Annotated in this window: 12 protein-coding genes; 1 reads left to right on the forward strand and 11 read right to left on the reverse strand. The window is 66.9% G+C overall.

The window, feature by feature from the left end:
• Positions 1 to 57: 57 nt before the first annotated feature.
• Together Vqi01_RS29035 and Vqi01_RS29040 are read right to left on the reverse strand one after the other, a co-directional pair.
• A complete protein-coding gene (locus tag Vqi01_RS29035) occupies positions 58 to 729 on the reverse strand; it encodes a hypothetical protein (protein ID WP_204038335.1) in 672 nt (223 codons plus the stop codon).
• A gap of 2,157 nt (positions 730 to 2,886) precedes the next feature.
• Positions 2,887 to 3,657 carry an HAD family hydrolase gene (locus tag Vqi01_RS29040; protein ID WP_204038336.1) on the reverse strand — a complete coding sequence of 257 codons (771 nt, stop codon included), beginning with the start codon at positions 3,655 to 3,657 and terminating at the stop codon, positions 2,887 to 2,889.
• A gap of 144 nt (positions 3,658 to 3,801) precedes the next feature.
• On the opposite strand from Vqi01_RS29040, the gene Vqi01_RS29045 reads away from it, so the two are divergent.
• Positions 3,802 to 4,872, forward strand: a complete 1,071-nt coding sequence (locus Vqi01_RS29045) for a glycosyltransferase family 4 protein (protein ID WP_204038337.1) — start codon at positions 3,802 to 3,804, stop codon at positions 4,870 to 4,872.
• A 30-nt stretch (positions 4,873 to 4,902) separates the two neighbouring features.
• On the opposite strand, the gene Vqi01_RS29050 is transcribed toward Vqi01_RS29045, so the two are convergent.
• From Vqi01_RS29050 to Vqi01_RS29090, 9 genes are all read right to left on the reverse strand, one after another.
• The gene (locus tag Vqi01_RS29050; RefSeq protein WP_204038338.1) at positions 4,903 to 5,853 is read right to left on the reverse strand and encodes a phosphotransferase family protein; all 951 of its coding nucleotides are present in this window, start codon (positions 5,851 to 5,853) and stop codon (positions 4,903 to 4,905) included.
• Positions 5,854 to 5,945: 92 nt separating this feature from the next.
• Positions 5,946 to 6,614, reverse strand: a complete 669-nt coding sequence (locus tag Vqi01_RS29055) for a dTMP kinase (protein WP_204038339.1) — start codon at positions 6,612 to 6,614, stop codon at positions 5,946 to 5,948.
• Positions 6,608 to 7,417 (reverse strand): inositol monophosphatase family protein, encoded by an 810-nt coding sequence (locus Vqi01_RS29060; RefSeq protein ID WP_204038340.1) that lies wholly within the window; start codon positions 7,415 to 7,417, stop codon positions 6,608 to 6,610. Before Vqi01_RS29060 ends, Vqi01_RS29055 begins: the two co-directional genes overlap by 7 nt.
• 17 nt (positions 7,418 to 7,434) lie before the next feature.
• Positions 7,435 to 7,998 carry a P-loop nucleotide/nucleoside kinase family protein gene (locus tag Vqi01_RS29065; RefSeq protein WP_204038341.1) on the reverse strand — a complete coding sequence of 188 codons (564 nt, stop codon included), beginning with the start codon at positions 7,996 to 7,998 and terminating at the stop codon, positions 7,435 to 7,437.
• Positions 7,995 to 8,921, reverse strand: a complete 927-nt coding sequence (locus Vqi01_RS29070; protein ID WP_204038342.1) for a nucleotidyltransferase family protein — start codon at positions 8,919 to 8,921, stop codon at positions 7,995 to 7,997. The genes Vqi01_RS29065 and Vqi01_RS29070 overlap by 4 nt, the downstream gene beginning before the upstream one ends.
• On the reverse strand, positions 8,921 to 10,042 hold the full coding sequence (locus Vqi01_RS29075; protein ID WP_204038343.1) for a hypothetical protein: 1,122 nt from the start codon (positions 10,040 to 10,042) through the stop codon (positions 8,921 to 8,923). The genes Vqi01_RS29070 and Vqi01_RS29075 overlap by 1 nt, the downstream gene beginning before the upstream one ends.
• Positions 10,039 to 10,842: a hypothetical protein gene (locus Vqi01_RS29080; protein ID WP_204038344.1), complete on the reverse strand. Its 804-nt coding sequence runs from the start codon at positions 10,840 to 10,842 to the stop codon at positions 10,039 to 10,041. Before Vqi01_RS29080 ends, Vqi01_RS29075 begins: the two co-directional genes overlap by 4 nt.
• Positions 10,839 to 11,612 carry an HAD family hydrolase gene (locus Vqi01_RS29085; RefSeq protein WP_204038345.1) on the reverse strand — a complete coding sequence of 258 codons (774 nt, stop codon included), beginning with the start codon at positions 11,610 to 11,612 and terminating at the stop codon, positions 10,839 to 10,841. Before Vqi01_RS29085 ends, Vqi01_RS29080 begins: the two co-directional genes overlap by 4 nt.
• A partial coding sequence (locus Vqi01_RS29090) for a ribulose-phosphate 3-epimerase (RefSeq protein WP_239098747.1) occupies positions 11,609 to 12,389 on the reverse strand: 781 nt, incomplete at its 5' end. The genes Vqi01_RS29090 and Vqi01_RS29085, both read right to left, overlap by 4 nt.

Raw genomic sequence — 12,389 nt, forward strand, 5'->3', positions numbered from 1 at the left:
AGGGTTCCTGCCCGGGGAGGCTGGCCGGTCTGACGACTGCCCGACGAGGAGATCCGCTTAAGGCGAGGCCTTTGCTGGCAGCGGACCATATAGAGCTAGGTACTGGTATCCGAACAGGGCAGCCACTACGGCGTCGGCTGCTTCATCTTGGGTGACAGCCTCATGCTTATGAGCGACCTTGTTGCGTTTACCCCGCAACCACGACAGCTTATTCGCTACTTCATCCCTGAGCTTCGGGGCTCCCACGCCATGCATGACAGCAGGCAGCAGGGGGTTTAGCTGATATGAAAAGGTTACCCCATTTTGAAGAAAGTCATCTACCCGACCCTCCCCAGCAAACTGCTTGAAGTAGGCACGCAGCACCGAGGCAAGTTTGTACTCAACGGCGACAGCTGCCGGAACGATTGCCTCTTGGTACGCCCCTGAGCTGTAAGCCTCGATTGCGCTCCAGAGTGGAACTAGCTCAGGGTCGCCTGTTGGAGCCATCCAGTTGCACAACACGCTCACATCTGTCGCGTCCGAGCCTCCGAGTATCGGGTAGCCGTGAAAATGCAGCTGATGAGGTACCGGGGCTCTAGTGAAAGACTGCGCAGTAATCGCAGGGACGAGGTGCCCATCGTTTTCTCCGCCGCCAACAGGAGTCAAGAAGACGCCAAGAATCTTCGCGTCGGGCGGCACGCCTAGGCTACCTACATCTAGAACAGCAAGTTCGTCGCGCTTTAAGACCATTGTCCCGAAGGATGAGCGGGCCGCACCAATTGCGACGGCACCGGGCAAGAGCGTGTGAGCCGACCCAACAGCCGCACGCACGAGTCGCCAGAGAGATAAGGTTTGGCCGCAGAAGCGGCAGCACCACAGGCCGCCCCGAAAAAACGCATCGAAGTCGGCAACAGTTAGAGGCGCCGAGGAACAGTTGCAGGACGAGCACGGCATCGCGGAGAAGCCAGCCGGGGTAGTAGTCGCCGCCATGCGCGGGACTGTACAGCCATCCGTACAGCCAAGCCCGCCCGCTGACGCCGACGCTGCCCGACAACGACGGACGGGCTGACCAGGAGTGCCAGCACCTAACCAGGCATCCGCGATCTTCTACTCCCCAGGCCGCTACGGGTCACCAGCGCCAACGCTTGACAGCCGCCATCGAGACTCGTCCGGTATGGCGCTCCACCTTGTCCCCGTCCGGGGAGGCTGGACGGTCTGGCAACTGCCCGACGAGGAGATCCTTCCCCGCCTACCCACTCTCGTGTGGTGGCAATCGCAAATCCTGCAGGGGGGCTGAGGGTTCGATGACATCGGCCAAAGCAGGGTGCCCAAGAAATCGCTGAGGGTCAGGATAGTTCTCCGAGAACCACGGCGATATGTAGACCTGGCCTGGCGACGCCCACCAGCCAAGATTCCAGGTACCGGCTGAATAGAAGAAGGCCGACAGCACCACGTCTGGAACCTCTCCTGCCGCCATTGCGCCGGCAAACTGAGCTACCGGCCCAAGGTTCTCAAGAGCCTCTCGCAGTTCAGCTATGGCTGAGGCCGAGTTGACGGCCAAGGGGACGTAGGCACTTACGACCATGCCACTCGGCGTCTCGAATCGAACGTGCACGAGATTTTCTCGATGAGAGTCCTTTGCTCGACTTCCCGCGTTGGCGATCCAAGCTGCCAATCTCTCTGCCGTTGATTCGCCCAGGCGTTGCAAAAAACCCCCTGCGAATTGGGTTACGCCCCAAACCACGGGCACCGTGATCAGCCAGATCAACGGCGGCAGAGCGGACCATGCAGCGCTACGACAAAGTTGCAGCGGCGCCGTTTCTTCGAAAATCTTCCAGTCGGCAGAACTGAAGTTTCGGGGCTCTGCCGATATCTCGACCCCCTCTATCGGCCCTTCATAGAAGTCAGGCGAGTCGAAGCTGGCAGGAAGAGCTAGATCCCGAGTCCAGCCGCTCGGCAGTTCCCTCCCGTGCAAGTAAAGGTCTGCATGTCCGTCGCGAGCTTCCCTAACCTCCGCACCTACAATACGTCCGATTGGAGGGAGGTATGAGAGATGCTCCACTGTCATTGGCATGAAGTGCGTTGCGACTTGAGTAACGGCGTCATCGAGGGCGGTCCGCGCAAAGGCTACCCGCTCCCCGGCCCTCAAGGTCGTGGGGCGGGTTGAGGGCCCAGCCTTCATGAGGAATTCCTGGAGCGGCCGGGCGTTAGGTGTCGCAGCGTCCTCAGCATATTCGCAGTCAGGCACCTATGTCTCCAAAACGGAGCAACCGAACCCGACGCGCAGCGGACGACGCCGAGGCTACGGATCAGAGGACTGCCATGCCATCCACATGCCAGTCGCCCGTACTCCGGATGATCGCCAACGGGCAGGAACGGTCACGGGTTGCGGGCGCTGACCTGGTCCACCAGGCCCTTCGCACCGATAATCTTCGTCCTTCCAGAGTGGCGTTCCGAGCAGCCCGACCCTGCAGTCCGCATCTAGTTTGCAAGAGGCCGACCGACGGGGGGAGTGGTGTGAGACGTCGAGAGGTGTTTCCGCTGCTAGGCCGGCATGTAGCCGAGTCGGCGTGATGGGCAGTTTGATCACAGTCCTGTACCCGAATAAATAGGTGTCGGGCCACCAGCCGACCGGCGGAGTAGCCGTGCGCACCGCAAGCTTTGCTGCTGTCCGAGTCCGTCAGCCGTCGGAGCTCCTCGCACGCGACAATGCCATGCACCTTCAGCTGCACTTGCCCGGGACAATGCCCGAACAACAACAGCCGGACGTTCAGCAGCGGGACCGGAATCCGGCGCTACTGCCTGAGTAGGGCGGTCACCGCCAGCGCGCCAAGCGCCCGGGATCTGGCATGAGCTGTCGTTCAAAATGGCACGTTCGCAGATTGTGATGTGCGTTGATGCTGCTGGTCAGCAGTCACAGCTCATGCCCACCTGAGCAAGCGACGGCCCATGAGCCACGGCTACACCAAAGAGCACTTCGACAGCACATGCGATTTCCGAGCAGATGTGGGCTGCGGGCCAGCCGCCATTGTCTGCGAGCTGCAGATCTTGGGTGGTGCTGTCGCCGACTACGAGGCAGACTCGCTGCCCGCTCGACCGTAGTAAACGCCCGATTGCTTCAGCGAACCCCGGGTCGGCCTTCCTCAGTCCGACCTCACCGGAGATCAGGACCCGGTCGAGGAGCGGATTCAGCCCGGTGGCTTTGATCTTCGACCGCTGCTGAGTTGGCAGGCCGTTGGTCGCGACCCACAGTGCGTGGTTCCGTCCGAGCAGTTCTAGGCCGGCGTTGACGTCCGGTAGCAGCCGGAGGGCGCGACGACGGCAGGCTCGGAAGGTACGGGCCACAGCAGCCGCCCGGCCCGGGTCGCCGTGCAGCGACTCAATGATCGCTTCCCAGACCTGGATCTCGTGCCTGCGCAGCGAGTCCGCGACTGCCGCAGGGAGCCCGGAGTCTGTGATCGGCAGCCACAGTGCTTCCCACCCGCTGACGGCGGTGAGTGGCCCGGTATGGCGATGGGGATGCCGTGACCACATCTTGCGGATATATGACATCGCCTGATCCACTGCTTCGGAATCAGCTGCCAGGCTCTCTGACGCAAGCACCTGGGCCACTGATTCGCGCGTTGCGCGAGTGTCGTCAACGAGCGTGTCGTCGAGGTCGAGAACGATAACGTTCATAGCCGCCTCCCGAGGAAACTCGATGCTGCCGGTCCGGTTGTATCTCAACCGCCCACTGTGTAGCCTTTTATCAATCTCGCCTCGGTCAGAATCTGCCGACCTTGAGGCCCATGGTGCGCCCTTCACTTTTAGGTGGGAGTCTCGGTGAAAATTGATATCGTGCATCCGGGGTATCTGCCCGTGCAGCCTTCTGACCTGGAGAGCAAGGGACTGGGTGGCAACGAGACCGCGCTCGTGCTTGCTGCCCGCGGACTCGCTGCGAGGCGGCATGAGGTGCGGGTTTTCGCCGACTGCCCCTGGGTGGAGGATCAGGGTGTGCACTGGCGTCCCCTGCCTTCACTGCGCGAGGACGAGCACCGGGATGTGATCATTTTCTGGGTACGCACGAAGAGAGTTGAGCCCGGAAAATTCAACGCGCCCGTCAGGGTTGCGAAACTGGGGCTGAAAACACCCAACGACAGCCTCTTGGGTCAAGTGCTGAGCGGCGAAATCAACACCCTGATCGCCTTCTCCGATTTCCAGCAGCGCCTCTACTTGGACAACTTCGGATTCCCTAAAACAGCGAACTGGGTCGTCACCGCTGACGGGTTGAACATATCGCAGTACGCCCGGAGGTTGCCGAAGGTGCCGGGGAGGTTTTTGCACGCCGCGAACCCCAAACGAGGGCTCGAGCCGCTTCTAGACATGTGGCCGAACATTCGTCAGGCTTATCCCGGCGCGGAGCTGTTCGTCGCGTCGAGCCACCTGTTGCGAGGGATCACCGCAGATGAGGATGAGCGGCGCGCGGGAGACCTGTACCGGCGCGCGACGGCGATGTCGGCGGACGGCGTGCGGTTCCTGGGGCGGGTCGCGAAGCCCGACCTGATCGAGTTGCAGCTCACCGCGCAGGTCTACCTGTATCCCACCACGTACCCGGAGACCTGCTGCATCGCCGCGCTGGAGGCCGCAGCCGCTGGCGATGTGATCGTGTGTTCGCCGGCTGGCGCGTTGCCGGACCGGGTGGTGGACGACGTGACGGGTTTCCTGATTGACGGGGACCCGGCGGACCCGACGGTGGCCGGGCGCTTCGCCGAACGGATCGCGCTGCTGCGCGAGGATCCTTCGCGCCTGGAGCGGATGGCCCAGGCAGCTCGTGACCTGGCTGCTACTCACGACTATGCGCATGTGCTGCCCATCTGGGAGGAGGCGTTCACGCGGACGATGAAGTCGGCGTGAACGCCGCCGGCCGGGTCTTGAGGGTGGAGGTCAGGCGTAGGGGTTGGTGCTGCTGAAGAGCATCTCGACCCGCTCATGCTGGACGGTGAACTCGTCGCGGCGGCGGTCGCGCTGCTTCCACAGGACCGCCAGCCAGCGCAGGGCGCAGGTGCGTTGGTTCGCGGCGAACTCCTGTCGGTTGGCGCCAGTGACGCCGAGGTCGGGCAGCAGTTGGGTCCAGATGCTGTCCGGGACTGCGCGGCCGGAGATGTGCTCGATGAGGTCGGCGGCGTCGAAGGCGACGTTGCTGTAGCCGGCGTATTCGAAGTCGACGCAGGCGGCGGCGCCGTCGTTGGTCGTCATCCAGTTGAGCAGGTTCGCGTCACCGCGGGACAGTACTGGCGGGGCTGGCGCCGCCACCAGCTCGGCTTCGTCGCTGCGCTGCCAGGCAGCGAGCAGGTGCTGCATGGCGGGAGTGAGCGGGTCGCTCGGCTGGCTGGCCAGCAGCTCCGGCCACGCTTGCGTCAGGCGGACCATGTAGTGCTCGCCGGTGTCGATCCGGGGAAGGGCGGCCAGTGGGCCGGTCAAGGGTACGGACTGCAGCTGCGTGGTGGTGTGCGCAAGGGCGCGCAGGGCGGTCAACTGGTCGGCCGCCTCGATCAGCGGCTGACCGTGGAGCCGGGTCATGCCGATCGCAGGCTCGACCGGTGCCTCGTCGCGCCACAGCGGGACGGGAACGGTATTGAGCTGGTGCGGGGCGAGCAGGGTCAGGGCCGCCCACTCCCGCTCCACGCGCTGCCGGTCAGTTTTCACGTACAGCTTGATCACCACATCGTCGCCGTGCGGAGACGTCCACAGGTACAGGTCGTTCTGCATGCCTCCGGTGAGGGACCGCAGACCCAGCGCCGACAGCGCGGCGTCATGGTCGTTGTCGGCACCGGCGCGCACCCGGCGGAGCTCGGCGAGCAGGTCGGCGGGAACATCGATCAGCGGGACAGACATGGGATCTTCGGCTCCAGGTCGATGAAACGAAACGGCTGGTGGGGACCGTAGTGGCCGGGCCAGGCCCAGGGCGCGTGACGCGGCCAGGGACGTCACGAAATGTTGGACAAGCCGACGGCGGGTGCGGTCAGGTCAGCGACGGCGGCGAGTACCGCCTGATGCGCGTCGTCGATGCCGAGTCCGCTGACGTCAATGACATGCAGGTCGGGATCGGTCTCGGCGAGGGCGGTGTAGGCGTCGTGGACGTAGCGCAGGAACGCGCGCTGCTCGTCGGTGTACGGGTGGCCCTGCCGCTGCTCGGCGCGGGCGATGGCGTCGTCGGGGGGAAGTCGTAGCCATAGCGACCGGTCGGCGGCCGGGCCGGCGAATGCGCCGACCTGCTGTAGCCAGGCGATCGCCTCGTCGGGTGGGGCCCGGTGTTTCTGCAGGAGCCCGGCGAGGCTGTAGGAGTAGAGGGTGTGCAGGCCGCGGTCTTCGACCACGGTGGCGCCGGCGGCGAGCATCCTGGCGATGTGGGTGGCGTAGGTATCGGCGCGGATCGCGGCGGCGAGGTAGGTGTCGGTGAGCACGCTGTCATGCCGGGAGAACGGGTCGCCGGAGTCGAACAGGGTCAGCAGGGCCTGTCCGAGCGGTTCGGCGTCGCGCGTGAGGTTGTCGGGCAGGTACGTGACGGCGGCGCAGTGCTGGGACAGATGCGTGGCCAGTGCTCGGGATTGGGTGGTCTTTCCAGCGCCGGGCAGTCCCTCGAAGGCGATCAGCATGAGGCAGCCCTCCTGCCGGATGCATACACAGTTCCGGTGGTGGCGGTGGTCAGGATGTCTGCGACGGCCCCCGTGAGCCCCGGCGCGGTGGCGATCGTGGTCAGGGATTTGCTGTCGTGCGGGCTACCGTCGGTGTCGGTGACGGCCGCGCCCGCCGCGCGTGCGATCGCTACGCCAGCGGCCATGTCCCAGTCCCGGTTGCCCAGCGTGATGCTGGCGTCGAGGGTGCCATCCGCGACGAGCGCGAGGTCAACGGCTGCGGAGCCGAGCATGCGCACTTTTCCCGCGAGGGGTGCGAGCACGGCATGTAGGGCGATCGCAACAGCGTTGCGTTCCGGCGCATCGTCGCCGGTGCCGTAGTCACCGATCGCGATCATCGCCTCCGGCAGGCCGGTGACGGTGGACGGTTCGATCAGGTTCCCGTCACGCCAGGCTCCGATGCCGGGCGCTGCCCAGTAGGTGCGGTCGAGTACAGGCAGGCTGATCACGCCGAGCAGTGGCCGGATGCCGTCGGTCAGCGCCAGCGATACGCCGTAGAGCGGCAGACCGTGGACGAGGTTGAGGGTGCCGTCGACCGGGTCCAGGACCCACCGGCGCGGGGTGGTCGGGTTGCCGCCCGACTCCTCACCAAACCGGTCGATGCCGGGGGTGCGCTCGGCCAGGAATGCGAGGATCTCGCGTTCGATGATGTGGTCGAGATCGGTGGTCGCGTCGCGGTCGCCTTGGGCGATGACCTGCTGCACGGCCTGAGTCTTCAGCCGGCGCGTGCCACGACGCACGGCGTCGAGTGCGATGTCCAGCATGACGATGAGGTCAGTTGTCACCGTGCGGCTCCTTCACGTGGCACGGACGCTATGGCTATGTCGTGGAGGTAGCCGACGACGGCGGCGAGGATCCGCAGTGCCGCCGTGTCGGTGCGCAGGTGCAGCGCTGGGACGGTGATGGGGTCCGCGGTCGCCTGTAGCCGCTGGTAGAGGGCGAAGCTGCGGTCGGCGGCGGGGTGGTGGCCGTGCTGTTGGTCGGCGTCGAGGCGGGCGCGCGCGACAGGATCGGGACACCAGCAGCGGATGATCGCCAACGGCTGGTGTAGTCCGGTCGCGAGCCGGACCACGTCGGCGATTTGATAGCGACGGGTGCAGGTGCGCTCAAGGATGACGGTGGCGTCCGGCTGTCGGGTCAGGTGCTCGCGGGCGGCCTGATGCAGCAGGGTGACGACGAAGTCGTCCTGGTCCCGGCTGTAGGTGACCTGGCCGCTGGCTTCGTACAGTGCGGCGCGGACGCGGTCCTTGTCGAGCACCAGGCAGCCGTGGCCGAGGTACGCGCGCAGCGCGGCGGCCAGCGAGCTTTTACCCGTGCCGGGCAGCCCGGCCAACTGCACGATCATCGCCAGCCTCCAGTGTCCGGCTGGCAAGTAGTGACGGCGCCAGCATCACCGACTCCTGCCTCCGACATCGGTGGCCGTGAGGGCAGCTGTGGCCAGCACGAGCGCAGCAGCTGCCAGCCGGTCTGCGCGGACGCGGGCACCACGGCGTTCACCGCCGTCGCGGTGGTGGGGTGGGCGCTGTAGCGAAGCGCATCGGCCAGCGCTGGCCAGCGACGCTGCGCGGCAACGCGGGCCAGGGTGTGTAGGAACCCGTCGTCGCGGTTCAGGATCGGCAACGGCTCCAGATCCGCCTGCTGCGGCGCAGGCACCCGACGGGCGAGAATGCCCGCGATGTGGGCGGGATCGCTGGTGTGCGCCAGCCGCGTGCTCACGTCGAGGGTGAGGCCGGGGACCACAGGGTCGTCGAAGTCCCGGTGCAGCGCCGTGGACCGGCGCCCGGTGGCGTAGTAGCCGCATCCGATCAGGACGTTCACGGCGTCGCCGGCGGCCTCGGCGGGGATGAGGATGTCCACGTCGCTGGACTGACGGGAGCCGTCGCCGTGGTAGAGCAGGGTCGCGTGCGCGATCCCGTTGATCGCGGCGGCCGGAATACTGCGGCCGGCGAGGACAGTGATGACGCGGGCTGCTTCCCGGTGGTGCATTCGCCAGCGGTGCCTGTTGAGCCGCCGCTGCCCACGCAGGAACTGCTGCATCGGCCGGGCCAGGCCCGCTGTGTGGCCGTGACGATCGAGCCAGTCAGCGAACAGGCAGAGCATCTTGGCGACGATGGCGTACTCCAGCACTTCGCCAAGCGGCCGAATGTCCTCGTCGACCAGGCCGGCGTCGGTTGCGGCACCGGGGGGTTCGCAGACCGCGCGCAGCAGCCGGTACGCCCGCGGGCGGTCGGTGGTGTCGGGGAAGAATGTGGCGGGCGCGGCGGTCATCAGGGCTCCCTGACGTCGAGGAGCGCACCGACGGCGGCGGCCAGGGCGGCCGCGTCGGCGCCGGCATGGAGGCGGTAGCAGGGTCGGGTGGCCAGTGCGGCGGCGGTGCGTTGCAGGTGGGCGTCGGTGATCTCGCCGGCCGGGCCGGGCACGAGCCACTGGTTGATGTGTGCGCTGGTGCCACGTGCGGGGTCGTGCATGAACATGCGGGTGTCGAGCAACGTCTGGTGCACCTCGTCGGGGTCGACGCGCTCGACGCTGACGGCGGTACGACGGGGGTCGAGGTGCGGCCAGATCATCACCGACGGGGTCGTCTCGCTGGCGACCTTTCCGCCCCGCTGCAGCAGGTCGGAAAAGTCATCCGGCTCGATGGCGATCTTGGTTGGGAAAATCCACTTCTCGTCCGTCGGCAACGCCCGCTGGTCGGCGGGGACACGGTGGCGCAGGTGCGGCAGGGCAGCGAGCGTGCCGATCCCGGCGCGCAACGGCATCGGCCAGGGGTAACCGTGTAGGCCGGTGTCGCTGACGTGCAGCATCAGCCGGTCGTTGGTCACGTAGTCGCCGCCGAGGTGGTGCAGCCCGGCCAGCAGGGTCGTCGTCTTTCCGCGTCCCCGGTGGCCGGCGATCAGGATGCCGTGCTCGCGCACGGTGAACGCGGCGGCATGGGCGTAGACCATCCCCTCGGCCAACAGTTGCCCGGTGATCGCCTGCCGTACGAGTCGCGGCGCCCACGACGCGGCTGCCTCCGCCGTCGCGCATCGGACCCTGATCTTCCGCGCCTCCTGGTGGGCGTGCAGCAGCGCGCACCGGTCGGGCACCCAGAACGTGCTCGACGGCCCGGCCGCGCGTTCGTAGGCGTAGGTCTGCGGGCCGATATCGAAGCGACGCCCGTTTGTGATGGCTTCAGCGCTGCTCGAGACGTCGGGATCGAGGGTGAGATAGATGTGCCAGGCGGCGGGTCCGGCGGGTTGTTCGTCGTACGAGTAAAGGATGCGCCGGGCCTCCACCAGCGCTTGCGCGCTGTTGGTGTAGAGGGTGACGGTGGCGTTGCCGCACCGGAACGTCGTGGCGCCGCCGCTGGTGGCGACCGTGGCGGGGCCGACAGCTGTGGGATAGGTCATCGGCTCTCCGTTTCGCGATGGTGCGGCGTGTGCGTGGGCAGATGGCGGTGTGCGTGCCGAGTCAGGGTGGCGAGCGCGGAATCGTCCGCGGTGCGGTAGAACTCCGGGAGGCTCGCGCCGTCGAGGGCCTGGCGTAACCAGGTGGGCTCGGTGGTCTGCTCTGCGGGCCCCCAGGCGATAAGCCCGCCGCCGGTGAGCTGAAAACCGTCACCGGTCCGCACGGCGGTGATCTCGACGGCCGGTGCGCGCCGGTACTTGTCCGCGTCAAGGTCGACCTGCTCCGCGCTTGGGTCTCCGGCGGTAGGTAGGTCGGTGTAGAAGTTGAACACCGCGGCCGGGCCGTCGAGCACGAGGGTGAGGTGCCAGCCGCCGAACGGGATCGCGGCCAGGGCATCAGCGGGACACTCCTGATATCGCAGAACTGGCTGGCCGGTGGCGGTCCGCCAGGCGGTGATCATCAACGTGCGGCCGGTCAGGGTCTGGAAGACCTCCAGCTGTGTCGGAGTGTTCCAGTGGCCGGTCGAGCGGTGCAGTTCTCCCCCTGGCAGGATGCCGGGCTGGTATTCGACCAGGTCGGCGTACCAGTCGGTGCCGAGCGCATGCCGGCGCGGTAGGACGTCGCGGTGAGCGGTGTAGAGCAGCGGATCGTTCCCGGTCTCGTGGTGCAGAACGTCGTCGTTGACGAAGACGGTGTTCCTGCCCTCGCGTTGGCGGGCCAGGAGGTCGGACAGGCGGAAGTCGGCACCGACGCCGTGCTGAGGCAGAGCGGTCGATAGGGCAAAAGAGGCGGTCGTGGTCATCGCGACTCCGTGACGGGCAGGGCGCCAGCCGGCAGGCAGACGGCGGACACCGCGTCAACGAGGTGGTCGAGAGCGGTGATGGCGAGGACACCGGGTCGAGCCGGGCGGCCGGTCGGCTGGTAGTGCACGGCCCGGCAGCCGGCGTCGAGCGCGCCCCGGACGTCGGTGAGCCAGTCGTCACCGACGTGAACGACTCTCTCCGGCGTGGTGTGTGCGCGTTCGGCGACCGTGGCGAAGAGCTCCGGCCGTGGTTTCGCGAGGCCGACCTCCGAGGAGAACAGCATGTCGGCGAAGAAAGGCGACAGCTCAAGGTCGTCAAGCAACTGCCGGTGCACCTGGGGGGAGGTCGACAGGGTGTTCGAGGTCAGCACGAGCCGGGCACCGGTGCCGGCCAGCGCCCGCAACGCGTCCCGCGCGCCGTCGATCGGGTGCGGGCATCCGCGCAGGCCCGCATGGGTGTGCACGACTTCGAGGACCGACAGCATCTCCCCCGTCGCCTGGACGGCGAGCGGGTCGAGGATTCCGGCCAGCAGCTCGCCGATGGTGGGCTGTGTGCCGTCATGACGCTGCCGGTGAAGGGCGAGGTGATCGGCGGCAGTCACCGCGTGGCGGATCTGGGCGCGAGGTCTAGCCTGCCCGAACGAGTCCAGGACGCGGGTGAACTCGGCTACCCGCCAGTCTGTGACGGCCGTCTGGTCGCCGTGCACGATCAGGGTGCCCCACAGGTCGAGGCTGACCGTCCAGCCCGACAGGTCAGGGGTGGTGGTCATCGTGGGGTCTGCCTTTCGGGTGATTCCGGCGGCATCGGTTGGTGGGTGCGAATCCATGCGGCAGTGCCAGGCAGATCGCGGCTGGTCCAGAGCAACGATCCAGGGACCACACCGTTGGCCCCGGCAGCGGCAAGCGACGCGACGGTGTCCTGGCGGATGCCGCCGTCGGCAATGATCGGGATCTGCCGCTGCTCGGCGTGCAGCAGCCGCCGCATCGCGGTGATCCTGGTCAAGGCGGCGGGTTGCATGGTGGTGCCCTTGGTGCCGAGCGGGGTGCCGATCAGGACGATCGCGTCGGCCTCGGCGAGGAGTCCACGGACGTCGACGGGGTCGGTGTCGAGCATCAGCGCGATCCCCGCCGGCAGCCCGACGTCGTGGACCGCCCGGATGGCGTCGGCCGCGCCGGTGGCTTCCGCATGCACGGTGATGAGGTCGGCACCGGCGTCAGCGAACGCGTACGCGAGCTGGGCCGGGCGATGCGCCATCAGGTGTACGTGCAGCGGCCGATCGGTATGCGGCCGGATCGCGCGTACGAGATCGGGGAAGAAGAGCGGCTCCGGTATGAAGTGGGTGTCGGAGGCGTCGATGTGCAGCAGGTCAGCGTATGGACTGATCCGGGCGGCCTCAGACCCGAGCGCGGACAGGTCGGCCGACCACAGGGACACATCCAGCAGCAGCCGATCGCGCGGCAACGCGTCGAGCCACGACGGCATACTCATCCCCTCCCCTGCGCCCTCGGAGACGGCGGTGCGGCCCGCAGCGCGCTGAGGAGCCGAC

Source organism: Micromonospora qiuiae, from assembly GCF_016863555.1.
Classification (GTDB): domain Bacteria; phylum Actinomycetota; class Actinomycetes; order Mycobacteriales; family Micromonosporaceae; genus Micromonospora; species Micromonospora qiuiae.